26 protein-coding genes, 1 pseudogene and 1 riboswitch are annotated in these 24,865 nt (G+C 64.4%); of the genes and pseudogenes, 12 read left to right on the top strand and 15 right to left on the bottom strand.

Going from position 1 to position 24,865, the window contains the following annotated elements:
- Positions 1–8: 8 nt before the first annotated feature.
- The 5 genes from ACR64R_RS19250 to rpmB all read right to left on the bottom strand — a co-directional run bounded on the left by ACR64R_RS19250 (position 9) and on the right by rpmB (position 4,647).
- The gene (locus ACR64R_RS19250; RefSeq protein WP_487357884.1) at positions 9–818 is read right to left on the bottom strand and encodes a hypothetical protein; all 810 of its coding nucleotides are present in this window, start codon (positions 816–818) and stop codon (positions 9–11) included.
- Between the two features lie 134 nt (positions 819–952).
- Positions 953–2,728, bottom strand: coding sequence for a GtrA family protein (locus ACR64R_RS19245; RefSeq protein ID WP_487357883.1), 1,776 nt, complete (start codon positions 2,726–2,728; stop codon positions 953–955).
- A gap of 127 nt (positions 2,729–2,855) precedes the next feature.
- Entirely contained in the window at positions 2,856–3,530 is a 675-nt protein-coding gene (locus tag ACR64R_RS19240) for a polyamine aminopropyltransferase (protein ID WP_487357882.1), read from the bottom strand.
- Positions 3,531–3,558: 28 nt separating this feature from the next.
- The gene (locus ACR64R_RS19235) at positions 3,559–4,239 is read right to left on the bottom strand and encodes a queuosine precursor transporter (protein ID WP_487357881.1); all 681 of its coding nucleotides are present in this window, start codon (positions 4,237–4,239) and stop codon (positions 3,559–3,561) included.
- Between the two features lie 111 nt (positions 4,240–4,350).
- Positions 4,351–4,647, bottom strand: a complete 297-nt coding sequence (rpmB, locus tag ACR64R_RS19230; protein ID WP_487357880.1) for a 50S ribosomal protein L28 — start codon at positions 4,645–4,647, stop codon at positions 4,351–4,353.
- 257 nt (positions 4,648–4,904) lie between these two features.
- Here rpmB and ACR64R_RS19225 point away from each other — a divergent pair, with 257 nt between their 5' ends.
- Genes ACR64R_RS19225 through ACR64R_RS19215 form a run of 3 tightly spaced genes read left to right on the top strand, consistent with a single transcriptional unit; the run spans position 4,905 to position 7,294 of the window.
- A complete protein-coding gene (locus ACR64R_RS19225; RefSeq protein ID WP_487357879.1) occupies positions 4,905–5,696 on the top strand; it encodes a DUF3108 domain-containing protein in 792 nt (263 codons plus the stop codon).
- Positions 5,697–5,729: 33 nt separating this feature from the next.
- Positions 5,730–6,617 (top strand): aromatic amino acid exporter YddG, encoded by an 888-nt coding sequence (gene yddG / locus ACR64R_RS19220; RefSeq protein ID WP_487357878.1) that lies wholly within the window; start codon positions 5,730–5,732, stop codon positions 6,615–6,617.
- The gene (locus tag ACR64R_RS19215; protein ID WP_487357877.1) at positions 6,614–7,294 is read left to right on the top strand and encodes a lysoplasmalogenase; all 681 of its coding nucleotides are present in this window, start codon (positions 6,614–6,616) and stop codon (positions 7,292–7,294) included. The genes yddG and ACR64R_RS19215 overlap by 4 nt, the downstream gene beginning before the upstream one ends.
- Before the next feature lie 96 nt (positions 7,295–7,390).
- Here the strand turns inward: ACR64R_RS19215 and ACR64R_RS19210 are convergent, their stop codons facing one another.
- Positions 7,391–7,819: a cupin domain-containing protein gene (locus tag ACR64R_RS19210; RefSeq protein WP_487357876.1), complete on the bottom strand. Its 429-nt coding sequence runs from the start codon at positions 7,817–7,819 to the stop codon at positions 7,391–7,393.
- A gap of 65 nt (positions 7,820–7,884) precedes the next feature.
- Entirely contained in the window at positions 7,885–8,652 is a 768-nt protein-coding gene (gene gloB / locus ACR64R_RS19205; RefSeq protein ID WP_487362491.1) for a hydroxyacylglutathione hydrolase, read from the bottom strand.
- 118 nt (positions 8,653–8,770) lie between these two features.
- On the opposite strand from gloB, the gene ACR64R_RS19200 reads away from it, so the two are divergent.
- From ACR64R_RS19200 to ACR64R_RS19190, 3 genes are all read left to right on the top strand, one after another.
- Entirely contained in the window at positions 8,771–9,547 is a 777-nt protein-coding gene (locus tag ACR64R_RS19200) for a class I SAM-dependent methyltransferase (protein ID WP_487362490.1), read from the top strand.
- Between the two features lie 101 nt (positions 9,548–9,648).
- Complete coding sequence (locus ACR64R_RS19195) at positions 9,649–11,472, top strand: ABC transporter ATP-binding protein/permease (protein ID WP_487357875.1); 1,824 nt, start codon at positions 9,649–9,651, stop codon at positions 11,470–11,472.
- Positions 11,473–11,530: 58 nt separating this feature from the next.
- On the top strand, positions 11,531–11,713 hold the full coding sequence (locus ACR64R_RS19190) for a DUF1194 domain-containing protein (RefSeq protein WP_487357874.1): 183 nt from the start codon (positions 11,531–11,533) through the stop codon (positions 11,711–11,713).
- Positions 11,714–11,785: 72 nt separating this feature from the next.
- Here the strand turns inward: ACR64R_RS19190 and ACR64R_RS19185 are convergent, their stop codons facing one another.
- The 3 genes from ACR64R_RS19185 to metX all read right to left on the bottom strand — a co-directional run bounded on the left by ACR64R_RS19185 (position 11,786) and on the right by metX (position 14,789).
- Positions 11,786–12,715 carry a glycosyltransferase family 2 protein gene (locus ACR64R_RS19185; protein ID WP_487357873.1) on the bottom strand — a complete coding sequence of 310 codons (930 nt, stop codon included), beginning with the start codon at positions 12,713–12,715 and terminating at the stop codon, positions 11,786–11,788.
- Between the two features lie 252 nt (positions 12,716–12,967).
- Complete coding sequence (metW, locus tag ACR64R_RS19180) at positions 12,968–13,585, bottom strand: methionine biosynthesis protein MetW (protein ID WP_487357872.1); 618 nt, start codon at positions 13,583–13,585, stop codon at positions 12,968–12,970.
- Positions 13,586–13,619: 34 nt separating this feature from the next.
- Entirely contained in the window at positions 13,620–14,789 is a 1,170-nt protein-coding gene (metX, locus tag ACR64R_RS19175; RefSeq protein ID WP_487357871.1) for a homoserine O-acetyltransferase MetX, read from the bottom strand.
- 93 nt (positions 14,790–14,882) lie between these two features.
- Positions 14,883–14,960: riboswitch (SAM riboswitch) on the bottom strand.
- 127 nt (positions 14,961–15,087) lie between these two features.
- On the opposite strand from metX, the gene hisC reads away from it, so the two are divergent.
- A complete protein-coding gene (gene hisC, locus ACR64R_RS19170; protein ID WP_487362489.1) occupies positions 15,088–16,200 on the top strand; it encodes a histidinol-phosphate transaminase in 1,113 nt (370 codons plus the stop codon).
- 6 nt (positions 16,201–16,206) lie between these two features.
- Positions 16,207–17,143: pseudogene (locus ACR64R_RS19165) on the top strand (prephenate/arogenate dehydrogenase family protein).
- A gap of 15 nt (positions 17,144–17,158) precedes the next feature.
- On the opposite strand, the gene ACR64R_RS19160 reads toward ACR64R_RS19165, so the two are convergent.
- Together ACR64R_RS19160 and ACR64R_RS19155 are read right to left on the bottom strand one after the other, a co-directional pair.
- Positions 17,159–18,088, bottom strand: a complete 930-nt coding sequence (locus ACR64R_RS19160) for a sugar kinase (RefSeq protein WP_487357870.1) — start codon at positions 18,086–18,088, stop codon at positions 17,159–17,161.
- A gap of 3 nt (positions 18,089–18,091) precedes the next feature.
- Positions 18,092–19,090 (bottom strand): DUF2125 domain-containing protein, encoded by a 999-nt coding sequence (locus tag ACR64R_RS19155; protein ID WP_487357869.1) that lies wholly within the window; start codon positions 19,088–19,090, stop codon positions 18,092–18,094.
- A 124-nt stretch (positions 19,091–19,214) separates the two neighbouring features.
- Between ACR64R_RS19155 and ACR64R_RS19150 the strand changes: the two genes are divergently transcribed.
- The 3 genes from ACR64R_RS19150 (at position 19,215) to ACR64R_RS19140 (ending at position 21,495) form a co-directional block, all read left to right on the top strand.
- On the top strand, positions 19,215–19,736 hold the full coding sequence (locus ACR64R_RS19150; protein WP_487357868.1) for a gamma-glutamylcyclotransferase: 522 nt from the start codon (positions 19,215–19,217) through the stop codon (positions 19,734–19,736).
- A 114-nt stretch (positions 19,737–19,850) separates the two neighbouring features.
- A complete protein-coding gene (locus ACR64R_RS19145) occupies positions 19,851–20,798 on the top strand; it encodes an aldo/keto reductase (protein WP_487357867.1) in 948 nt (315 codons plus the stop codon).
- 76 nt (positions 20,799–20,874) lie between these two features.
- Complete coding sequence (locus ACR64R_RS19140; protein ID WP_487357866.1) at positions 20,875–21,495, top strand: LysE family translocator; 621 nt, start codon at positions 20,875–20,877, stop codon at positions 21,493–21,495.
- A 4-nt stretch (positions 21,496–21,499) separates the two neighbouring features.
- On the opposite strand, the gene ACR64R_RS19135 is transcribed toward ACR64R_RS19140, so the two are convergent.
- Together ACR64R_RS19135 and ACR64R_RS19130 are read right to left on the bottom strand one after the other, a co-directional pair.
- Positions 21,500–22,294 carry a lysophospholipid acyltransferase family protein gene (locus ACR64R_RS19135; protein ID WP_487357865.1) on the bottom strand — a complete coding sequence of 265 codons (795 nt, stop codon included), beginning with the start codon at positions 22,292–22,294 and terminating at the stop codon, positions 21,500–21,502.
- Between the two features lie 164 nt (positions 22,295–22,458).
- The gene (locus ACR64R_RS19130) at positions 22,459–23,361 is read right to left on the bottom strand and encodes a LysR family transcriptional regulator (protein WP_487357864.1); all 903 of its coding nucleotides are present in this window, start codon (positions 23,359–23,361) and stop codon (positions 22,459–22,461) included.
- Between the two features lie 101 nt (positions 23,362–23,462).
- On the opposite strand from ACR64R_RS19130, the gene ACR64R_RS19125 reads away from it, so the two are divergent.
- Complete coding sequence (locus ACR64R_RS19125) at positions 23,463–24,083, top strand: pyridoxamine 5'-phosphate oxidase family protein (protein ID WP_487357863.1); 621 nt, start codon at positions 23,463–23,465, stop codon at positions 24,081–24,083.
- Here ACR64R_RS19125 and ACR64R_RS19120 read toward each other — a convergent pair.
- Positions 24,080–24,808: a YdcF family protein gene (locus ACR64R_RS19120; RefSeq protein ID WP_487357862.1), complete on the bottom strand. Its 729-nt coding sequence runs from the start codon at positions 24,806–24,808 to the stop codon at positions 24,080–24,082. The two genes, ACR64R_RS19125 and ACR64R_RS19120, sit on opposite strands and share 4 nt — an antisense overlap.
- Between the last annotated feature and the right edge of the window lie 57 nt (positions 24,809–24,865).

Raw genomic sequence — 24,865 nt, 5'->3', positions numbered from 1 at the left:
GCGGGAGGTTACCTGCCAACATGGCGAACCTCGTTCATCAGAAAGTTGGCGGCACGCTTGCTGCGGTTGCGGATCTTGAGCATGGCGGTGTTGTCGACGAAGTAAGTATGAAGGATGCTGTCGCGGGTGCGGACTTCCGGTCCGACGGTGTCGACCGCGTGCCAGGTGTCGGTGCCGACCGCAAAGGCGTAACCGGTGTTGGGCGAAAACGACATCCGGTGCGAATTCTCGAAACCCCCGCCAGGCTTGCGCTGGGCGAAGCGCGTGCCGATGTGGTTGACGCTTTCGTCCTCCGGCAGATAGAACTGGACCGTGATGCCCTTCCATTTCGTGTCGGTATGGAAACCGATCTTGTAGCCCGCCACGTCGCGCGTCAGCATCGGCACCGGATACATCCCGACCTTCATGAAGTCCGGCCCGAACCGGCGCTCCAGGCCCGGGGCAAGGCGGCGCATGAATGCCTCCTTCAGTTCCGGCGCGTGCAATGCCTTGCCGACCAGGGCCCAGACGGCCCGTTTCTCAGCTGGCAGATGGCGGATATATTCGGGGTATAGGTCGATCTTGATCCGGGTCACGGTGCCGTCGGCCTTGATATTCACATTGTTGCGGCCCTTGAGCGCGCGATATTCGCTCGCCTCGGGCATGGCGGCGCGCATACGCAGATAGAGGTCCGGCGGGAAGACGTCCGTCATTTCCAGGTGCCAGAAGGGTGTTTCCACAAACCTGGCGCGGTTCACGGCCTCCACCATGTGGGAAATGACATGCCGCAGCGTTTGCGAGGCCGATGCGGGCGCCGCCGCGCGATCCATAGCCGCCATTGATATCCCTTTCCCCAAATCGGACTGATCTTAATCGCGGTTCACCGCGTCACAAAGTGAAGATCTATCGGAAAAGAGAAGTGCGTCGCGAAGGGCGCTGCCGACGACGCTGATCTGGGCCCCTGGGCCGATATTCAGCGAACCTTATAGATCTCGATCGGCTGTCCCGAGGTTGAGCGGTCCGGTTCGAGCCACCCCGGCATGTCGCCCCGCAGGAGTTCCGCGGCAAGGCCCTTTGGCGCGTCCAGGGCCAGCGATGTCTCTTCCGTGTTGCCGCGGCAGATCGCGATCAGTCCCACATGCTCGCGCTGGATGACGGCGCGGGCGGCGTCCGGCGTCCCCATGAACGCGTCGAGCATGGCGAGGTTGCCGGCGACATTGCGGTGGTATGGGCCAGCCAGCGTCCGGTGACCGGTGAACGCCAATATTCCCGAGCCGAGATTGGACGAGGCAAGCACCGTCGTCGCCGGCAAGGCTGCAAGAGCGCGAAAGTCATCCGGCTTGCCGCAGGTTATGGCATGGTCGGGGTCGGAATTGATCCGCTGCGGCGCCTTCTGGACCATGGACTGCGCGGCCATCGCGACCCCGGCCCAGGTCGCGTTGAGCGAGACCAGCCACGCCATGACGATGCCGGCGGAGATGCGCCACGAGGGCACGGCGCTCGCCCGCAGGCGGATCTTCGCGATCCAGGCCGAGAGCGGCAGTACGGCGAAGGCGACCGAGAAGGTCGAGCCGCGCACCTGCCACAGGCTGACGCCAAAGGCCACGACAAGCAGTATGGCGGCGAGCATCTCCTCGCGTCGCAGGCGATGGCTTCGCAGTTGGAAGCCGATCAGCACAATCGCGACGAAGGGCGTCACGTAGCGCGCCGCCATCAATTTCGGCTGGTGCATGGCCACGCTCCAGAAGGGCTGGGCTTCGACCACGTCGGCCAGCCAATAGGTGCGGAGGCGCTCGTCCATGTCCGCATAGGGTGACGCCACGCATTGCGGGAAGAAGACGATCACGGCGGCTGCTATCGTCGCCGCCAGAGCCAGCGTTGAAACAATCCGCGCCTGGCGGGTCGATGCGACGAACGCACTGGCGATCGCCAGGCCGAAGCCGGAAAGTGCCGCAACCGCGAACTGGAAGGACGAGAAGGCGTCGCACTGGACGGCGCTCCAGTCGGCCGGCCGGATGGTCGCCACGAATACCAGCAAGGCGGTGGCGGCAAATCCGAGGCCGAATCCTCGTGCCGTGATACGTTCTCTGTCATCGAGGACGAACAGAACCGCGGCGCAAACGCCGAGCATCGCCACATAGGGTGCGGTCTCCATGCCGACAGCCAGCGTCAGGCCCGCGCAAATGCCTGAAAGAAGGGATGCCGGCCGCCAGGCGGGCGCTTCCATCAAAAGCCATAGGCTGGCCGCCGTCAGCAGCAGCTGGACATTGTGGTGATCGATCACGCCCGGGCTGTAGATCAATAGGAAGAAGAGCGCTGTCGTCGACAGGATCACCGCCGGCATCGCCACATCCGCGCCGGCGAAGCACCGCGCGGCGCGCATGAGCACGAATATGGTCAGCCCGTAAAGCAAGGTCGGCCAGATGATCCGTGCGGCGCTTTCGGCGGTCGCGGCATTGGCGCCTAACGCATCGAAGGCACTGATGATCAGCGCGAGCGGCGCGTCCACCAGCCGCGACCAGTGCATGACGAAGCCGCCGGAGGTGCCCATCCTGTATTGATGGAGATCGAACCAGCCTTGGCCGCCGAGCAGGTCGCGAACCTCGACCAGCCGCAGCATGCTGTCATTGTCGGCGCCATAGTTGGCAAGGGTGGGGAAGCCTGAAACGGCGTTGATCGCCAGCACCACCAGCATGGCGCTCAACGCAAGCAGGAGATCGTTTTTCCAACCGGTGCCTGGCACGGTCATGCTGGTCGCAATGCCCTGGAGAACTTCGGCGATCCTCCACCATCTGCCGTAACAAAGCGTAAAGCCGCAGCGGTAATCCCGCGATCGTAAATCAGGCGGCGGCCAACCCCACCGGGACGTGCAGAGTTCAGCGTCCGTTGGTTGCAACCCATATCACGTGGCGAGCGCCGCGCTTGCCGTTGGCCCGCGTGTTGATCTCCTCGACCGCGAAGCCCACCTGCTTCAACCGACGGGTGAAGCTGCTGTCCGGCCCCTGGGACCAGACCGCCAGCACGCCGCCGGGCTTCAATACAGCCCGCGCGGCCGCGAGGCCAGCCGCGGCATACAGCGTGTCATTGCCCTTGTAGACGATGCCTTCGGGGCCATTGTCGACGTCGAGCAGGATAGCGTCCCATGAGGCCTTCTCCGCCTTTATCAACTGGCCGACGTCGGCCTCGCGAACGGTGACGCGGGGATCGTCGAGGCAGCCGTCGAAAATACTGGACATCGGACCGCGCGCCCAGGCGACGACCGAGGGCACAAGCTCCGCAATGGTGATGGTGGCGTCGCGATCGAGCGCGGCGAGGGCAGCGCGCAAGGTGAAGCCCATGCCAAGCCCGCCGATGAGCATCCTTGGCTGCTTGCGGCCGGCAATCCGCTCGCAGGAGAGCCTGGCGAGCGCTTCCTCGGAGCCGCTGAGGCGGCTGTTCATCAGTTCGTTGGAGCCCGGCATGATCGAGAATTCATCGCCGCGCCGCTTCAGGCGAAGCTCCTGGCCGCCATCCGGTGTGCGGGTGGAATCGAGCTGAACCCAGGGGATCAAATGCTGATTCCCCTACCTGTGTTCATGGTCAGGCCGCGACCGCCGGCTGGCTCCAGCGCGCGGCGAGCAGCCGGTAGGGGATCAGCGCTACGAAGGCGATCATCAGTTTCACCGAAAGGTCCCCGAGCGCCCAGGACACCCAGCGCATCGTCTCGACCGGCAGCACGCCCATCAGCGGCGCGGTCTCCAAGGCGAAACCGTCATTTGGACCGGCAAAGGCGAAGGCGGTTGAAAAGGCGACGCCGAAGAAGACGATCGTGTCAAACACCGAGCCGACCAGCGTGCCGACGATGGGCGCGCGCCACCAGCTTTGCCGGCGCAGCCGGTTGAAGACCGTGACGTCGAGCAACTGCGCGGTGAGGAAGGCCGCTCCGGAAGCGGCCGCTATGCGCACCAGCCGGTCGGCGGCGGTCTCGAATTCGATCAGCCCGTGGCGAAACAGGAAGGGCGGGATCAGGATCGAGCAGCTCACGGCCGTCATGAAGCCGACGAACACCACCTTGCGCGCCACGGCCGGTCCGTAGCGGCGGTTGGCGAGGTCAGTGACCAGGAAGGAGAATGGATAGGTGAAGGCGCCCCAGGTCAGCACGTCCGCCAGCGACAGGCCGTCGACCTGGCCCTGCATCGGAAACTGCACAAGGATGTTCGACGCCACGACGACAAGCGCCATGGCGGCCACGAAGGGCAGATATCGCGTCAGGAAATTCATTTTTTTATCCTGGGTAATGGAACCAGCCGGGCGTCATAACGACGCTCGCTCTTCTTTCGAGCACCGGCCGGGCCAGTGCTCGAGGCGGTCGTCCCCCGCCTGAAAACTGCTTTAAGCCGCCGACTGCTCGGCAAGCTTCTTGGCGATCTGCTTCTTGAGCAGACGGGCGCGCTGCGACAGTTCCTTGACGTCGGCCTTGACCAGGAAGGCGTCGAGGCCGCCGCGGTGCTCGACCGAACGCAGCGCGTTCGCCGAAATGCGCAGGCGAACGTTCTGGTTCAGCGCTTCGGAAATCAGCGTCACATTGACCAGATTCGGCAGGAAGCGACGCTTGGTCTTGTTGTTGGCGTGGCTCACATTGTTGCCGGTCTGAACTGCCTTGGCAGTGAGTTCGCAGATGCGGGACATTTGTCTAACCTTCAGTTTCTAGACCTGCCAAACCATTCTGCCCGCGCCAGGCGGCGCGCGGTCTCGGTCATGCGGCCTTTGGAAAAGTTGGCGTTCCATAGTGGCATTTCACCACTGCGTCAAGCTTCGGCACATCGCCAGTTGTCGAGCTGGCTTCATATAAAGGCCGGATTTCATACTATAAGCCCTTCGAGAAGGGATATGCCAGGCTGGAGACGTCGCGTTCCGGCCGAACCGTCAGGGATTCTCCAGCCGCCATGCTCCGTCCTTTTCATGCACTTGCCAGCCTGCTTGTCCTTGCCGTGCCGGCTACGAGCTTCGCCGCCGCCTCGCCACAATCCTTCAAGGGCGAATATACTGTCTCCTATCTTGGCCTTTCGATAGCCAGGGCGACTTTTTCCAGCCACTACGAAGGCGGCAGCTATGCCATCGACGGCACCGTGTCGGCCGCGGGCCTCGGCAGGCTGTTCGACGACACGAAAGGCACGATTTCGTCGAAGGGCACGATTTCCGGCGCGCAGATGAAGCCGCAAGCCTTCAGGGCCGACTACACATCCGGCAAGAAGGCCTCGATGGTCGACATCCGCTTCAGCAATGGCGCGGTCACCTCCACTCAAGTCGTCCCCGCTCCGAAGAAACGCGATCCGAACAGCTGGGTGCCGATCAGCGACGGAGATCTGAAATCGGTGCTCGATCCGATGGCGGCGACCGTGATCCACGCCGAGAGCCTGGACAAGGTCTGCGGTCGCACGGTCAAGTTCTATGACGGAGAGATGCGCGCCGACCTTACCCTGACCTATGCATCCAAAGGGTCGATCTCGGTGCCCGGCTACAAGGGCGACACGGTGACCTGCAAGATGGGCTTCGAGCCCGTGGCGGGATATCGCAAGGGCCGCAAGGCGCTGGATTTCCTGAAGAACAGGAGCCGCATGCTGGTGACATTTGCACCGCTCGGCCAAACCGGAGTATATGCGCCGATCCGCGCCACGGTCGGAACCCAGATCGGTCCGCTTACCATCAGCGCGGGACGATTCGAGGCAGTCAACTAGATCGGGCGCTACCGCGCGCCGCCGGGGGAATGGATGGGGCGCGCAACACTGATCGGGTTCTCGGCGGTCGCCATGTGGGCGTTGCTGGCGCTGCTCACCGACGCCTCGGGCCAAGTGCCGCCGTTCCTGCTGTCGGCCATCACCTTCGCCATCGGCACCTGCGTCGGCCTCGCCGCGCGGCTCGTGATGCCCGCCCCCGCCCGGAGCCAGAAAGTTCCGTCGCAGGTCTGGGTGATCGGCATAGCCGGCCTGTTCGGCTACCATTTCTTCTACTTCACCGCTCTTCGCAACGCGCCGGCGGTCGAGGCGAGCCTGATCGCCTATTTGTGGCCGCTGCTGATCGTGCTGGGCTCGGCGCTGATGCCGGGCGAGCGGCTAGCCTGGAACCATGTCGTCGGCGCGCTGCTCGGCCTTGCCGGCACGTTCCTGATCGTCACCAAGGGCGGCGCGCTCGCCTTCGATGCGCGCTACGCCTTCGGCTACGCCATGGCGGCCGTCTGCGCGCTTTTGTGGTCGGCCTATTCGCTGCTGTCGCGGCGCTTCCCGTCCGTGCCGACCTCGATCGTCACCTGGTTCTGCGCGGCGACATCGGCGCTTTCGCTGATCTGCCACCTGCTGCTTGAGAAAACTGTGCTGCCGGACGGCCTTGGCCAGTGGCTGGCCGTCATCGGGCTCGGCCTAATGCCGGTGGGGGCGGCCTTCTACGCCTGGGACATTGGCGTCAAGCGCGGCAACATCCAGGTGCTGGGCGCGGCCAGCTATGCCGCGCCGCTCTTGTCGACGCTGGTGCTCATCGCCGCCGGCGTTGCCGAGCCGTCGCTGCGCATCCTCGCGGCCTGCGTGCTTATCACCGGCGGCGCGGCGCTGGCGGCGAAATCGCTGCTGATGCGCAAGCCGGCGGCCAAAGAGGCTAACGCATGATGCCGTTCCCAGGTGGCATCGAGGCCAACGCCAACGCGACGCTGTTGTTCTCGTTCGTCGCGGCCTTGATCTACGCCTTTGCGCTCGACATGCCGCCGAAGTGGACGCGCACGGCGGCAAAAACGCTCGCCGTCGCCTTGCTGGCCGTGCTTGCCGCCATACAGGGCGCTCCGCTGCTTCTGGTTGCGGCGCTGGGCTTGAGCGCCCTCGGCGACGCCTTCCTCTCGCGTGACGGCGAAAAGGCCTTTCTCGGTGGGCTGGCGAGCTTCCTCGCCGGCCATATCGCCTATGTCGCACTCTTCGCGCAGTCAGGCGGCGGGCTACGACTGTTGGGCGCCGAACCCTGGCGCAGCGCGCTCGCGCTGGCCATGGCCGCTTTCAGCATCGTCATGCTTGCGGCGCTCTGGCGCCGAGTCGGTGCGCAACTGCGCATCCCGATTGCCGTCTATGTCGCTGCCATCCTCGCCATGGGCCTTTCGGCGCTCATCACGGACAAGGCCTGGGTCATTGCGGGGGCGGTGCTGTTCATCGCCTCGGACGGGCTGCTGGCGGCCGAGCGCTTCCTGCTCGCGGCGATCTCGCTGCATCGCGTGTGGATGCGCCACGCGGTCTGGGTGCTTTACTATGCCGCTCAACTGGCGATCACATTGGGCTTCTTGTTGGGCGGAGCCGGTTAGAGCGTCTCACCGTTTCATAGATTCGGTAAACCGCTCTATCCCTTTGTTATATGCAGTTGCAGACGGAAAACCGCTCAAACTTTTCCCGCGATGGCTCTAGGATGGCTGCCAACCCGGCTCGGCCATCTCGAACGCGGCAAAATCGAAGCCCGGCGCCACCGTGCAACCGACCAGCGTCCATTCGCCGAGGCTGCGCGCCGGCTGCCACCAGCCGGCCGGCACGACGATCTGCGGCCGCTCGCCCGCGGCAAGGGCTGCGCCCAGCACCTGCTCGAGGACCACGCCCGCGCCTGCCTCATGCATCGACAGCGCCAGCGGCGCGCCGGCGTAGAAATGCCAGACCTCGGCCGCGTCCTTCACCCGATGCCATGCCGAAAGCTGGCCTTGCTCGAGCAGGAAATAGATCGCGGTCGAATGACCGCGCGGACCGCCCGCGGCGTCGCGAAACGTCTCGGCATACCAGCCGCCTTCCGGGTGCGGCTCAAGGCCAAGCGTTGCGATGATCTCGGCGGCGCTGGGGGTCATTCGCATCCTTTGTCTTGATGCATGTCGTTATCTCAAAACCAGCGCACACTCTCGGGCGGCATAGATCAAAAATTATCCTTGCGCTTGCGGATCTCGGCGAAGACCTCGGCGTCCGAGGCTTTCTCCATGCCGAGATGCTTGCGGATCGCAGGGTCGTGCCAGCGCAGGAACGGGTTTGTCGACAATTCCTCGCCGATGGTCGTCGGCAATGTCGGCTTGTTGTCGGCGCGCAGGGCCTCGATCCTGGCGGCGCGCTGTTTCAGCAGCGGGTTGCCCGGGTCGACCGTGACCGCGAAGCGCGCATTGGCCAAAGTGTATTCGTGGCCGCAATAGATGGCGGTTTGCGCCGGCAGCGCCGCCAGCTTCTTGAGCGATTCATACATCACCGGCGGCTTGCATTCGAACAGGCGGCCGCAACCCAGCGCAAAAAGCGTGTCGGCGGTAAAGGCCACTTTCGAGGCCGGCAGGTGGTAGGAGACGTGGCCGGCGGTATGGCCGGGCGTCTCGACAACCTCGATCCGTTGCTCGCCAAGACGCACGACCGAGCCTTGGCGGACTGTCTCGTCGATGCCTGGAATCTTTGCCTTCTCGGCTTCGGGGCCGATGACGCGAAGTTTGAATCGTTCCTTCAGCGCCAGATTGGCTTCGACGTGGTCGGCATGATGATGCGTGGTCAGGATCAATGTCGGCGTCCAGCCGGTGCGCTTGATCGCCGCCAGGATCGGTGCTTCCTCCGGCGCGTCGATGATCGCCGTCTCACCGCTTTTCGGATCGTGAACCAGCACGCCGAAATTGTCGGTGCGGCACATGAATTGCTCGATCTCAACGGGCATCGGCATCTTTCTCCGTTATCGGCGCAGACATAGGGCGAGCGCCCGTCGATGTCATCCGCGTTTATCGAACTTGGCGCCTTTGTTGAACTTGGCAGGCTTCACAGCTACCGTCCCGCGCATGCATTCGGATATCGTCGATCTGCGTTCCTTCTACTCGACCGCGCTTGGCCGCTTGGCCGAGCGTTCGATCACCATGGCATTGTCGTCCATATGGACAGCGGTCCCCAACGAGCGGCTGGTCGGCCTTGGCTATGCGCTGCCATGGCTGGAGCGCTTCGGCGCCGATGCCGAGCGCGTCTTCGCCTTCATGCCGGCTACGCAAGGCGCGGTGGTGTGGCCGGTTTCGGGGCCGACAGCGACGGCGCTGGTCTTCGACGAGGAACTGCCGCTGGTCGATTCCTGTATCGATCGCCTGCTCCTGGTGCATTCGCTCGAGCATGCCGAGAACCCGCGCGAGACGCTGAACGAGATATGGCGCGTGCTGTCGCCGGCGGGGCGCGTCGTCATCGTCGTGCCCAACCGGCGCGGCGTCTGGGCACGCTTCGAGCATACGCCCTTCGGCAATGGCCGGCCGTTCTCGCGCGGCCAGCTGACCGAACTGCTGCGCGAGGCGAACTTCACCCCGGCGGCGTGGAGCGATGCGCTGTTCTTCCCGCCGTCGCCGCGGCCCTTCATGATGCGGTTCCACAATGTGCTGGAGCGAGCCGGACGCCGGTTCTGGCCGATCTTCTCCGGCGTCATCGTCGTCGAGGCGCAGAAACGGCTCTACCAGGGCGTGCCGGTCGCCCAGCGCGCCTCGCGCCGCGTTTTCGTGCCGGTCTTCTCGCCACAAGGCGCGACGCGGCTTGGGCGCAGGACGACGGACGCCACCGCCCGACGGGTGACGCGTTCGTGATCGGGACCGTGCCTTGTCCTATACCCCCATCGCGACCCTATCTGAGGGAAAGCTTCGCCGCGCGGCACCGGTGATCGCGCCCGAAATCAGGGACTTCCTTTATGGCTGACCAAATCGATTACAAGCCAGGCGCCGAGCAGGCCGCGTTCTCGGTCGAGGCCAGCAGCCTTTCGGATCAACTGGCCACGATACGCATGGCGCTGAAGACGTCGCCGGTGCGCTGGCCGCTTGCGTGGGTCTCCGTCGGCATCGTCGCAGTCATCATCGCGACGTCGATCGGGCAGGTATTGCTCAACCGCTGGAACCAGCCCTTCTACGATGCGCTTGCCCGGCGCGACCTGGCGGGCTTCCTTCACCAACTGATGATCTTTGCGGAAATCGCTGGCACCCTGCTGGTGCTTAATATCGGCCAGACCTGGCTCAACCAGATGATCCGGCTGAGGCTGCGCGAGGCGCTGACGCTCGACCTGATCGATCAATGGATGCGTCCGGCGCGGGCCTTTCGGCTGGCCAATGCAGGCGCCATCGGCGTCAATCCCGATCAGCGCATGCAGCAGGATGCCTCGCATCTGTCGGATCTTTCCACCGATCTCGGCGTCGGCCTGCTGCAATCCTTCATTCTGCTGGCGTCCTTTATCGGCGTGCTCTGGCAGCTCTCTTCCGGCTTCGTTTTCCACATAGGCGACCATTCGATCACCATACCGGGCTACATGGTCTGGGCCGCGATCCTCTATGCCGGCATCGCGTCCTGGCTGAGTTGGCTGGTGGGCCGGCCGCTAATAGGCTTCAACAGCGACCGCTACACCCGCGAGGCGGAGCTGCGCTCCTCGATGGTCCGGGTCAATGAGAATGTCGATGCGATCGCGCTTGCTCATGGCGAGGCCGATGCAAGGCGCCAGCTCGAGCTCGACCTCGGCACTGTGCTAGGCGCCATGCGACGTATCTATAGCGCCCAGATCAATCTTTCCTGGGTAACCGATGGCTATGGCTGGATCACCGTGGTGGCCCCGATCCTGGTGGCGGCGCCGGTCTATTTCGCGGGCGACATCAGCTTTGGCGGGTTGATGATGGCGGTGGGCGCGTTCAATCAGGTGAATTCCTCGCTGCGCTGGTTCATCAACAATATCGGGGCCATCGCCGACTGGCGCGCGACGCTGATGCGTGTCGCCGATTTCCGAATCGCGCTTGGCGAAACGGACATCCTGCACGACAAGGAGAAGCGTATCGAGATCGGGGAAAATCCGGACGGCAAGCTGACTTTCGACAAGCTCGAAGTCGCCTCGCCCGACGGCTGTACCAAGCTTTCCGAGACGAATGTCGAAATCCATCCGGGCGAGCACATCATGATCACCGGCGATCCGCGCGCCGGCAAGACGCTGTTCTTCCGTGCCCTGGCAGGCCTATGGCCCTGGGGAGGGGGACGAATCGGCATGCCGGACGGGGAGAAGCCATTCTTCGTGCCGCGCACGCCTTACTTCCCGCTTGGTTCGCTGCGCGACGTGCTGAACCACGTCGAAGGCGCCAAGATCGACGACGCCGAGATCAAGGCCGTGCTCGGCGAGGTCGGCCTGGAGCGCCTGTCATCCCAGCTCGACCGCTCGGCGCGCTGGGAGCGTGAGCTGGCGGATGACGAGCAGCGCCTGCTGGCTTTTGCCCGGTTGGCGCTGCGGAAGCCGAAATGGGTCATCATCGACGAGGCGCTGGACACGTTGGACGGCACGACGCTGCGGCGCGTGCTAGCGATGTTGCAGACCAGGCTCCCGGATGCGGCAATCCTCAATATCGGGCGAGGCCTGCACAACAACCAGTTCTTTCCGCGGGCTTTCACCATCGTCAAGGACAGTGGCGGTTCGGCCCTCAAGCCGGCGCGCGTCCGCGCCGGGGCTATCGAACCGCCACCCCAGGCGGCGCGCCGCAGGAAATAGCTCTATTTTGCCGCGATCGTGGGGAATTATCGCCGGCGCCGACAGAACGCCCGCAGCCATGCTCGAGATGCTCAGCCTGCTTGCCTGTTTCGCCTGCGCGGCTTCGTTGCCCGCGCCTGACAACGGTATGCGGGCCGATGTGGAGCTGGTGCCTGCTGTCGACATCTCGCGGTCCATGGATGATGAGGAGTTCGCGCTCCAGCGCCCCGGTTATATCGAGGCGCCATCGCGTTTCCATTAACGCGGTGCGCCTGCGGCAGCCTTCCGATCCATACTTTCCGGAACCTGACAGGTAGCCGGCTCCGTTCACGCGCTAGACTGGCCGGGCGCCATATTTGGCGCGGAACTCGTCATAACAGTCGCGGCGCCAGCGGCGTCCGACGACATAGCCGCGCACCAGTTCGGTCGGCGAATAGCCGAGCGACTTGGACGACCGGTTGGCGTGATAACCAGAGAGCGCCTGAGGCAGCCTGCCCTTGAGGATATCGGCGATGATCTGACGCGCAATCATATAGGGCGGAATGTCGGGATAGCGATCGGCGATATAGGGATGCTTGCCGATAAGGTTGGCATAGGCCTCGACATAGCCGTCGCGGCGGCCGGAGATCGAATTCTCCGAACTATATTTCTTCCAGTCGATGTCCTCGGACAGCAAGGCGCCGCCGCGCTGGGCGAAGCGCAGCAGCAACTCGCGGTCCTGCATGCGCGTCACGTCGCTGTCGTAGCCGCCGATCGCGAGCAACGGCTCGAGCCGGGCCGTGATCGCCGAGCCCGCAATGAAGATCGTCTGGGAGACCAGGGCCCGCTGCAGCGCGCTCTTGTCGAGGATTGCGCCGCGATTGATGCATTTGGTGGCGCGACCGCCCTTCAGCGACAGGAAGGAGCTGATCATCACTTCGAGCGAAGGGTTCTCGTCGAAGCAAGCCAGCGTCCGCTCCAGCCGGTCCGACAGATAGACATCGTCCGAATCGAGGAAAGTCACCACGGGCGCCCGCGCCCGCTCTATGCCCGCATTGCGGGCGGCATTGGCGCCACGCCATTTGGCGCCGACATAGATCAGCCTCGGGTCGCGGATTTCGGCGATCGCCGCGGCCGTCCCATCCGTCGAACCATCGTCGACCACAATGTGCTCGAAGCGCGTAAGCGTCTGCGCCAGGACGCTTTCCACCGCGCGCACGACCTGGCTGCGCCGGTTGTGAGTCGGCGTGATCACAGTAATCAGCGGAACGTCTTCGCTCGACATCGGGCTGCCGTGACTGGTCGGATGTGGTGTGTGCCGGATGGGTCTCAGGATAATCTTCGGTTCCCATCTCTGATCGTGGCCGACGCTACAGAAAAGCCACGCTTGTGTCACGCCGCTATCGCCAAGAAATGCGGCAACAGGCGGCTTTCCCGTGGCATTGCGGTTTGAAGACGACAGGATCGGCCCTTGGGTTCGGTGGGACAGGTCCGCTCAAGGCGAGGGACATGCGCTGATCGATCACGCTCCGTGAGGTCAAGTCCTCTTCAACAGAAACACCGCCTGCTGACCAAAGAAATTCCAGAACCACCAGGGCATCGACAAGCCGATCTTCTGGCCGTTGGCGTCGAGCGCGGTGGCCCTCTCGACGGTCGCACCGAGCTCCTCGCACAGGTTGACGAAATCGCGGATGGTGCAGAAGTGGATGTTGGGCGTGTCGTACCAGGAATAGGGCAGGTCCTTGGTGACCGGCATCCTGCCCTTGACCAAAAGCGAGAAGCGCACGCGCCAGTGGCCGAAATTGGGGAAGGAGACGATGGCGCGGTTGCCGATCCTGAGTAGTTCGTCGAGCACCACCTTCGGGTTGCGCGTCGCCTGCAGCGTCTGCGACAGCACGACGAAGTCGAAGCCCTTGTCGGGGTAGAATTTCAGATCTGTGTCGGCGTCGCCCTGGATGACGGACAGGCCGCGCGCCACGCATTCGTTGACGCCGCGCTGCGAAAGCTCCAGGCCGCGGCCGTCGACCTGCTTGGTCTCCTGCAGCAGTTCCAGGAGCACGCCGTCGCCCGAGCCTACGTCGAGCACGCGCGAATTGGCCGGAATGAGATCGGTGACGACATCGAGGTCGACACGCTGGGCGCGATTGACGCTCATGGGGATACGGTCCGATCCTGGGTTTGCGTTCCGCTCATGCGCCGAGCCCTCTGGCGCGGGCGGCCGAGGCGATGAAGCCGTTGATGGCGGCGAACAACTCGGGCTCGTCGAGGAGGAAGGCGTCGTGGCCGCGATCGGTCTCGATTTCGACGAAGGAAACGGAAGCGCCCGCCGCGTTCAAGGCATGCACGATCGAGCGGCTCTCCTCGGTCGGAAACAGCCAGTCGCTGGTGAAGGAGACCAGGCAGAAGCGCGTCCTGGTGCCGGCGAAGGCGTCGGCAAGGCGCCCGCCGTGATCGGCGGCAAGGTCGAAATAATCCATCGCACGGGTCAGATAGAGATAGGAATTGGCGTCGAAACGGTCGACGAAGGTCATGCCCTGGTGGCGCAGGTAACTCTCGATCTGGAAATCGGCGTCGAAGCCGAATGTCAGCTCTTCACGGTCCTGCAAATTGCGGCCGAACTTGCGATGCAGCGCGGCTTCCGAAAGGTAGGTGATGTGGGCGGCCATACGCGCGACGGCGAGCCCTTTTTCCGGCCGCTTGCCGAACTCGAGATATCTGCCGCCATGCCAATCCGGATCGGCCATGACCGCCTGCCTGCCGACCTCGTGGAAGGCGATGTTCTGTGAGGAATGGCGGGCGCCGGTGGCGATCGGCAGGGCGCAGAAAACGCGCTCCGAATGGCTGGCCGCCCATTCCAGCACCTGCATGCCGCCCATCGAGCCGCCGAGCACGCAAAACAGCTTCTCGATGCCGAAATGATCGACCAGCATCGATTGCGCCCGCACCATGTCGCGGATGGTGATGATCGGCAGGTCGAGCCCATAGGGCTTGCCGGTGGCCGGGTTGGTCGAGGCCGGGCCGGTCGAGCCGAGGCAGCCGCCGACGACGTTGGAGCAGATGACGAAGAAGCGGTTGGTGTCGATGATCTTGCCGGGGCCGATCAGCACTTCCCACCAGCCGGGCTTGCCGGTCACCGGATTGGTGTTGGCGACGTGCTGGTCCCCCGTCAGCGCATGGCAGACGAGGATGGCGTTGGAGCGCGCGTCGTTAAGCGTGCCATAGGTCTGGTAAGCGATCTGGAAAGGCGCAAGAAAGGTGCCGGCATCGAGCTTCAGCGGCTTGTCGGCGCCAAAGCGCAACACCGGACTCGACGGATTGTCGGCCTCGTCGTTGGTCCTTGCTGCACGCTCTGCGGCCATGGCACCCTCATCCGTCCGCACCGGACTTTTTCCGGCGCGTTATCCGGCCGGTCCGCGGACAACAAAAAACCGGCCTGCCTTCGCAAAGCCGGTTACAGATTGCAAACGGCCCTTTAGCGAGTTGTTTAACGTGGCTGCAAGCCGACCGGCCAAATCACCACGGAAGTCTGACAATCCTTCTAGGACCAGCGCCGCCGTTCGTCAACGGTAAGCATCCTGCCGCAAGCGCCGGCACTCGACATTCCAGCCCGTGGCCTGTATTTCCGCTGCGGCCTTCGGACGAAGGTCTTCTCGACGGATTTGTGACATGAAGCAGGATCAGGCACGTCCGACGCCCCGCGCGGGCATCATGGACATCGAGGCCTATGTGCCAGGAAAAAGCACCGCGCCCGCCGGGGTGACGAAAGTCTATAAACTGTCGTCGAACGAGAATCCGCTGGGGCCCTCGCCGAAGTCAATCGAGGCCGCGCGCGAAGTGGCGGCCAAGCTCGACGTCTATCCCGATGGCACGGCGCGGCGGCTACGCGAGGCGATCGCCGAGGTGCATGGACTGAACCCTGCAAACATCATCTGCTCCAACGGCTCCGACGAGATCCTCGGGCTGCTGGCGCAGACCTACCTCGCGCCAGGCGACGAGGCCGTGTTCACCGAACACGCCTTCATGGTCTACAAGATCTACATCCAGGCGGCGGGCGCCAAGCCGGTGGCGGTCAAGGAAACCGACGAACGCGCCGACGTCGATGCGATCCTTGCCGCGGTCACACCGCGCACGAAGATCGTTTTCCTCGCCAATCCCAACAATCCGACCGGCACCTATGTGCCGTTCCAGGAGGTGCGCCGCCTGCATGCGTCTCTGCCGAAGCATGTGCTCCTGGTGCTGGATGCCGCCTATGCCGAATATGTGCGGCGCAACGACTACGAAGCCGGCATCGAGCTCGCCGGCAGTTCGGAAAACGTCGTCATGACCCGCACATTCTCCAAGCTCGGCCTAGGCGGCGCGCGCATCGGCTGGATGTATGGACCACCGCATATCGTCGACGCCATCAACCGCATTCGCGGTCCCTTCAACGTCAACGCAACCGCGATCGAGGCCGGCATTGCCGCTATCCGCGACCGCGCCCATATCGAGCGCAGCGTGGCGCATAACGAGAAATGGCTGACCTGGCTCAGCGAACAGTTGGTCGGGCTTGGGCTGCGCGTGACGCCCAGCGTCGGCAATTTCCTGCTGATCCATTTCCCCGACGACAATAAGCACTCGGCGGCCGCGGCCGACGACTATCTGAGCCAGCGCGGCTATATACTGCGCCGTGTTACCGGCTACGGCTTTCCCAACGCGCTGCGCATGAGCATCGGCACCGAGGAGGCCAATCGCGGCGTCGTCGAGGCGCTCAAGACCTTCCTGAAAAGCTGAAGCACCATGGCATCACCGATGTTCGAGAAAATAGCGCTGGTCGGCATCGGCCTGATCGGGTCGTCGCTTGCCCGCGTCATCCGCCGCGAGGGCCTGGCGCGCCATGTCGCCATCGCGACGCGCAGCGCATCGACGTTGAAGCGCGCCGAAGAGCTCGGCCTTGGCGATTCCTACACGACCGATGCCAGGGAAGCGGTGCGCGATGCCGACCTCGTTATCGTCTCTGTGCCGGTCGGCTCATCGGGCGAGGTTGCGGCCGAGATCGCGCCGGCACTGAAGAAAGGCGCCATCCTTACCGATGTCGGCTCGACCAAGGCCTCCGTTATCGCGCAGATGCAGCCGCATGTGCCGGAGGGCGTGCACTTCATTCCCGGACATCCGCTGGCAGGCACGGAAAAATCCGGACCAGACGCCGGCTTCGCCGATCTCTTCGAGAACCGCTGGTGCATCTTCACGCCATTGACTGGCACCGACCCCTCGGCGCTCGAGAAGCTCTCGGAATTCTGGCGGCGCTGCGGCTCCAACATCGACACGATGGATCCGCAGCATCACGACATGACCTTGGCGATCGTTTCGCACCTGCCGCACATCATCGCCTACAACATCGTCGGCACGGCGGACGATCTGGAGGCGGTGACCAAGAGCGAGGTCATCAAATATTCCGCTTCCGGTTTCCGCGACTTCACCCGGCTTGCCGCCTCGGACCCTACCATGTGGCGGGATGTCTGCCTGCACAACAAGGACGCGATCCTGGAGATGCTGGCGCGATTCTCGGAGGACTCTCGCCTCGCTGCAGCGGGCGATCCGCTGGGGCGACGGCGAGAAGCTGTTCGATCTCTTCACTCGTACCCGCGCCATCCGCCGCTCGATCATCGAGGCCGGCCAGGACATCGACGTGCCGGATTTTGGTCGGCAGGCCGTCGAGCACCCGGCCAAATCGTAAGCGGATTCCTCGGCGCTATTGCGATGCCGGCCAGTTCGCCGTCATCATGGCCAGCGTCTCGGCCCTATTCGGCGCGCCGAGCCTGCCGCCGAAACGCAGGCATTTGAGCGCGGCGGCGGCGCTGGCGAAGCGTAGCGCTTCCTCCATCGGCATCGCCTCGGCGAGGGCAACGGCAAAGGCGCCGTGGAAGACGTCGCCGGCGGCGAGCGTGTCGACAGCCTTGACCCTCGGCGCCTCGACATGGCGCACGCCCCCGGTTGCCCGGTCGTGCCACCAGGTGCCGGCCGCGCCGCCGGTCACCGCGACAAAGGCGTCGGTGCGCGAGGCGAGGTCGGCGCAGGCGCTTTCGGGGTCAAGCGCGTGGCCGCAGACGATGCGGGCCGCGGGCTCCGAGGCAACTATATGCGACGCCAAGGGCAGCAAGCGCTCCAGAACCTCGACGGGCGCGGTGTCGGCGTCCAGGATTGCCGGGCGGCCGATCGATCTGGCCGCGCTCAGAGCGAGCGCCGCGGCGCCCGGCCAGCGGACATCGACGAGCACCGCGTCGAAGGCGGAGAGTTCGGCGAGCGGCAACGCCTCGGGATCGGCTTGCGCTCGTCTGTCGTAGAAGGGGACGATGACGCGCTCGCCATGCGCATCCACCAGGATCGCGGCCAGCGCCGAGCGCGCGCCGGGAACGCGGCGAATAAGGCTGCAATCGACGCCCTCGGCCTGTATGTCGGCGATCAACTGGTCGCCGACGAGATCGTCGCCGGCGCTCGCCCAAAGCGAGACCTCGGCGCCGAGGCGGTGCGCGGCGCAGGCGGCGCTCGTCGCCATGCCGGAAGCCAGCTGGACCCCATCGCTGGCGATGAACTTGCCTTGATGCGCGGGGAGCGTCTCGACGCGCAGGATCGTGTCGAGGGTGAAGGCGCCGACGCTGAGCAACCTGACCGGTCGGGCCATGTTCTAATCGATCGGCTTGATCTTGCCGAGCGGGATGAAGCCCAGCGAGGCCTTGCCTTTGACGATCTTCAGCGGCAAGGACGGCTCCTTGCCAAGCATGGCAATGGCGGCAAAGCCCTGCTCGATTTCGCTCTTGTGCTCCGGAACCGCGCCGGCGAGGATAGTAGCCACCGCTTTCGGATCCTTGAGCTTGATCATCAGACTTGCGTCGACCAGGCCATCCGCATCGACCGAGACCGGCCCGGACACGGTGATGCGCGCCGTGCCGGACGAGAGGTCAAGCCTGGCGATGTCGACCGACTGGCCCCGCAGGCTCTTTGGCGGCGCGGCGATCAGCGCCAGGCCGTTCTTGAGCGTTACGTCGCCGCTGCCGTCAAGCGCGGGCAGCACGCGTCCGTCGATGGCATCCGCATTGATCTCCAGATCGCCGAAGCTGCCGACATAATTGATGTCCTGGCCCGCCGGCTGCAACTGGCCGGCGGCCTTGCCGGCGCTGAACAATTGCATCGGATCCGTGTCGTCCTGCGGATCGGTCTGACCGTTCAGGCCTTCGGCCCTCAGCGAAACGCTGCGCGGCAGCGGCCACCACATTTTGACATTGGCCTGCATCTGATCCCAGTCGATCCAGAGCGGCGGCATGCCGGGCGCCATCGTCCGCAGCGGCCCCCGCAGGTCGGCGACCGGCGACAGAGGTCCGGTGATCCCGGCGACGGCGTTGAAACTCCCGGTGGAGGCGGCGACTTTGCGGGCGTCGTCCTCATAGGCGATGTTGTCGCAGGAAACTGTGAAGCTCATCGGATAGCCGCTAACGGCGAGGTTGGCGCAGCCGGCCGCGATGCCCTTGCTGCCCAGCCGCGCCACCGCCTGGTCGGCCTCGGTCTTTAGCCTGTCGGCGAGATAGAACCAGCCGCCGCTGTAGATGGCGAACAGCACTACAAGGAACGCGGCTAGCCAGAACAGCCGGCGGCGAGGTTTGGGCGATCGCTCGTCACTTGACGTCATGCTGCGGCTCTCGTTAACCCCTCATACGGCGAGCGGCGATTCACTCACGCAAACAAGCGGCGGGACAGAAGAAGCACCTTGGCGGTGCGGTGTCGTTCACTCGAATGCGATCAGGCTTGGCGATATGGGCGATTTTTGGGTTTTTGGCTATGGGTCGCTGATCTGGCGGCCCGGATTTGCCCATGTCGAGACCCGTCGCGCCCGGCTTTACGGCTACCGGCGCTCACTTTGCGTTTATTCCTTCGTGCATCGCGGCACTCGCCGGCGGCCCGGCCTGGTGCTCGGTCTCGATCGGGGCGGCTCCTGCATCGGCCTCGCCTACCGTGTTCCCGGCAATCTGCGCGATGAGGTGCTTTCCTACCTGCGCGAACGCGAGCTGGTGACCAGCGTCTATCTCGAACGGATACTCGAGGTCAGGTTGGATGGCGGCGATTCGGTCGAGGCGGTCGCCTACATCGTCGACCGGAGGCATGAGCAATATGCCGGCGCGCTCGATGCCGGTCACGCGGCAAAAATCGTTTGCGGCGCCGTTGGCCAATCCGGGCACAACGAGGACTATGTCTTGAGCACGCTAGAGCACCTCGAGGCGCTCGGCATCCGCGATCACTGGCTGGAGGAGGTGGGACGTCAGGTCACGCCTTCCTGAAGCGCCTGTCGAATCAAAAGACAAACCATGCCTTTGAACTCGGCCGGGCATGACCTAGCTTAGCCGCAATCGTCCTTGGGCATCAGGCCCGTTCAAGCATCACGGAGATCAGCCTTGCAGAAACGTCGTCTCGGTCGCACCGACCTTTCCATCGCGCCGCTGGTCCTAGGCGGCAACGTCTTCGGCTGGACCGCCGACGAGAAGACCTCCTTCGATCTGCTCGACCGCTTCGTCGGCGCGGGCCTGAACGCCATTGACACGGCCGATGCCTATTCGCGCTGGGTTCCCGGCAACAAGGGAGGCGAATCGGAAACCATCATCGGCAATTGGATGAAGAGCCGCGGCAACCGCGACAAGGTCGTCATCATCACCAAGGTCGGCTCCGACATGGGGCAGGGCAAGCGTGACCTCTCCGCCGCCTATATCGAAAAGGCGGTCGAGGCATCGCTGAAGCGGCTGCAGGTCGATGTCATCGACCTTTATCTGTCGCATTGGCCGGACCCGGCCACGCCTTACGAGGAAACGCTCGGCGCCTATCAACGTCTGCTCGAAAAGGGCAAGATCCGCTATCCCGGCTGCTCCAATCTCGACGCCGGACAGTTGCGCGCGGCCCTCGACGTCGCCAGCCTGCGCAACCTGCCGCGTTACGAAGTCCTTCAGCCTGAGTACAATTTGTACGATCGCTCTTCGCTCGATGGGCCGTTGCTCGACCTCTGCAAGGCGGAGGATATCGGCGTCATCACCTATTTCAGCCTGGCCAAGGGATTCCTGAGCGGCAAATACCGTGGCAAGGCCGATCTCGGGCAAAGCGCGCGCGGCGAAGGCGTGGCGGGCTATCTCAACGAGCGAGGCATGCGCATCCTTGCCGCGCTGGATACCGTGGCGGAGCGCCATTCGGCCAAGCAGGCGGAAGTGGCGCTGGCCTGGATCATCGCGCGGCCGGGCGTCACCGCGCCGATCGCCAGCGCCACGACGCCGGTCCAGATGGACAGCCTGATCCGCGCCGCATCGCTCAAGCTTTCGGCCGAGGACGTTGCGGCGCTCGACCGCGCCAGCTCGTAACATTCGCACGATCGTCCAAGACGGCCACGACGATCCCTCGTAATCCTGTCGCGTTGCGACAGCAGGAGGGTTCGGCATGGCCGGCGGCATCTTGAGCGAAGCGCAGCCCTGGCAGCAGGTGCTGACGCTTGTGTTAGCGGCGATGGTCGTGATGGGCAGCCCCGGACCCGCGACCATCAGCGTTACCGCTGTCGGGGCGGCTTTCGGGCTGCGCCTTTCGCTGGGTTACACCTCGGGCGTAGTGCTCGGCACGATCGTCGTGCTTCTGATCGTGGCGGCCGGCGTCTTCGGCGCGATCACCTCTCTGCCCGGGCTGGCGCCGGTGCTTTCGATCGCCTCGGCTGGCTACATCCTCTATCTCGCTTTCAAAATAGCGACCGCGCCGCCATTGGCCGAAAGCGGGAGCACGGCGACGAGGCCTGATCTTGCAGGCGGCTTGATGCTCGCCGTCGCCAATCCGAAAGCCTATGTGGCGATTGGCGCCGTGTTCGCCGGCGCCGCGTCGCGGGCCAATGCGCTCAGCGGTTCCACCAGGCTGCTGGTGCTTGCGGCGATGATCGTGGCCATCCACGCGGTGTGGCTGCTTGCCGGAACGGCGTTTGCGCGCTTCCTGCGCCATCCGGTGGCCTCGCGAATCATCAACCTGGCGTTCGCCGCAACGCTGGTGCTGACGACCGTCCTGGCGGCGCTGCGTTAGCGGGTCAGGTCCTTGCGGCCGCGCGGAGTTCCGCCAGCCGCTTCACCGCCGTCGGCGGCATGGGCGGCGGGGTCGGCCCCTGCGCCGCCTCGACAAGCAGCTGGTCGCAAGCAGCTTCCGTCTCGCCGATCAGGCGCCGCATGAATTCCTCCTTGCCGAGCCCCGGCGGGATCGGCGGCAGGAAGCGCGCCTTGATGGTGCCCGGATAGCGCAGGAACTTGCGGCGCGGCCAGTAGAGGCCGGCGACATGGGCGACCGGCACGACCGGAACGCCGAGCTGGGCGTAGATCTCGACGATGCCGTATTTGTAGGACGGCTCGGCGCCCGGCGGCCGGCGCGTGCCTTCGGGATAGATGATGAGCTGGCGCGGGTTGCGATCCATCTCCTGCCGTGTCGCGGCGACGACCGCCTTGAGCGCTTTCGAGCGGCTGCCGCGATCGACCGGGATCATGCGCATCTTCATGATGTACCAGCCGAAGAAGGGGATCCAGGTCAGCTCGCGCTTGAGGATGTAGAGCGCGTCGTCGAGATAGGGGAAGAAAGCAATCGCATCCCAGAAGGACTGGTGCTTCGGAGCCAGGATGAAGGAACCTTGCGGCAGGTTTTCGACGCCTGTGATCTCGCTCTTCGTCGCGGCAATCTTGTCATAGAGCCACATCGAGGTGCGCGACCAGAATTTCGGGACGAACCAGGCTCGGTGGCGTGGCGCCAGGAAGTAGAAAGGCGTCCAGAAGATCATCTGAACGATCAGGCTGAGATAGAAGACGAGGTTGAACGCCAGCGAGCGGATGATGAGCATGCGAGGGGCCCGAGAGGAAGTGTGCGTTGGTTACACCAAGCGGCGGCAAAAAGGAAACTGCACGAAGCCTGCCAACTCTTGCTTTGCGTTTTTGCCGCAATTGCGGAAGGAGAGTTACGGCGAAGGCGCCGAACTTGACGGCGATGCACTTCTCCTGGAATTGTCTAAAGTGACTGCGCCAGCCGTTCCTTCAGGCGGGGTGCGGCAAAGTCGAGGAAGGCGCGCAGCTTGACCGGCAGCCGGCCCTGTCCGGCATGGACGAGGTTCACTGGCCAGGTCGGCGGTTCGAACGGCTCCAGCACCACCCGCAGCGTGCCGGCGCGCACCGCGGCATCCGCCTGGTAGGATAGCACTTTCGTCAGGCCGAGCCCGGCAATCGCGGCATCGATCGCCGCCTCGGCCGTGTTGACCTGAAGGCGCGAGCGGACCGGGACGTTGGTCTCCATCCTGCCTGTCCCGAAACTCCATGGCGCCGGGGCGCCAAGACCCTCGAAAGTGATGCAGTCGTGGCCTGCCAGCTCCGGCGGGGTGGCCGGCGTGCCATGCGCGGCCAGGTAGGCCGGGCTGGCGCAGACGATACGGCGGATCGAGCCGACGCGGATCGCGACCATGGTTGAATCGGGCAACTCGCCGATGCGCACGGCAAGATCGATATGCTCCTCGGCCAGTTGTGTGATCCGGTCCGACAAGGCCAGGCGGATATCCACTTGCGGATAGGCGGCGAGAAAGCCGGTGATCACCGGCAGCACATGCACGCGGCCGAAGACGACCGGTGCCGTGATGACCAGCTCGCCTGTCGGGCTCGAATATTCGCCGGCCGCCGTGCGCTCGGCTTCGCCCACCTCATCGAGGATGCGGCGGCAGGCGATGAGGTAGGACTGGCCGGCGTCGGTGAGCGTCAGCCGCCGCGTCGAGCGGTTGAGCAGGCGCGTCTTCAGATGCTTTTCCAGTTCCGAGAGCTTGCGGCTGACGGTCGCCAGCGGCACGCCGGCGCGACGAGCGGCGGCGGAAAGGCTGCCCGCCTCCACCGTGGCGACGAACAGGGACATGGCTTCGAGGCGGTCCATCATTCTTCCGGGAAACGGGAGGATAACTTGCAAATATGCTCCCTACATCCGTTTTCCGGAAGGAGCTAGTTGATGTGAGATCCTGTCAGAGGAGCGCCGGTATGCATGAATTCACCAGTGACGTCGCCTTCACGCCGACCGTCAAGGCCATCCAGTCCCGCAAGGGGTCGCGCGAATCCTATGCGCGCGTCGAGCAGCGCGGCGGCTGGCAGGCAACGATCACGCCGGACCTCGGAGCCTTCGTCGAAGCGCAGACCAGCGTGTTCCTGGCGACGGCCAATGCCGAAGGGCAGCCCTATATCCAGCATCGGGGTGGGCCGTCCGGCTTCCTCAAGGTATTGGACGAACACACGATCGGCCTTGCCGATTTTTCCGGGAACAGGCAGTTCATCACGCAGGGCAATCTGGAGGACAATGACCGATCCTTCCTGTTCCTGATCGACTATATGCTGAGGCGGCGCATCAAGATCTGGGGCAGGGCGCGTGTCGTCGAAAACGATCCGGAACTGATGTCGAGGCTGATGCCGGCTGACTACAAGGCGCGGCCGGAACAGGCGATCCTGTTCACGGTCTCGGCCTGGGATGCCAACTGCCCGCAGCATATTCCACAGCGTTTCGAGGCGGCGGATGTCGCCGCGGCGCTGGCCGAGCGTGACCGGCGCATCGCCAGCCTGGAGCGGGAGGTTGCCCGCCTGCGCGGGAGTGCGGCGTCCAAGCTTTAATTCTTCGCCTCGGTCGATGCTTCGGCCAGCGTGATGCCCTCCGGCGTCGTGCGAAGCGGCAGTAGGCCGCGCGCCAGCGACAGCACATATTTGCTGTATTCGGTAAGCAGCACGCGCAGCGCTTCCGGCTTGGTCAGCCAGCCGCCATTGCCGAGATTTGTGTTGACCACCGGATAGGGCTCGAGGCGCGCGCCGTGCAGCAGGCGGCTCATCTCGAGCAGGCTGCGCGGCATATGGTAATTGTTGGTGACTATGATGATGCTGCCATAGGCGTGGTTCTCCACCCATTTGGCGCTTTCCTCGGCGTTGCCGATGGTATCGAGCGCGGCGCGGTCGATATCCACGCAGCAGGAGAAGAGCCGCTTGTCGCCGCCCATTGCGGCCTGCAACTGGCGTTTGGTGGCCGACGGATGGACGCCGCTGATCAGCAGCCGCTCGCCCTTGCCGGACGCCAACAGGTCCATCGCGGCGTCGAGGCGCGACTGCCCGCCGGTGAGCACGATGATGGCGTCGGCCCTGGCCGGGTTGAGCGGGGTGGTCATGTGACTGACCTTGTCGGCGAACCAGCCGAAGCCGCCGGCGAAAAGCGCCAGCCCGGCAAGAGCGGCGAAACCAAGGACACGCAGTGTGAGCCGCAGACGACCGAGCCTGGCTGGGGCGGACGCGCAAACGCGCGCCGCCGGCATCCGTCCAGCCGTCTCGATCGTTTCCCGCGCTTCCATCATCCCCAGGTTAATCCTGAAAACATCTCATGGTTAACTCCGAAATGCGGCCTTTGATAG

The organism is Mesorhizobium sp. MC2-1-1 (assembly GCF_057597255.1).
Note: the sequence above shows the minus strand (reverse complement) of the source record. Positions and strands in the feature narration are given on the sequence as shown.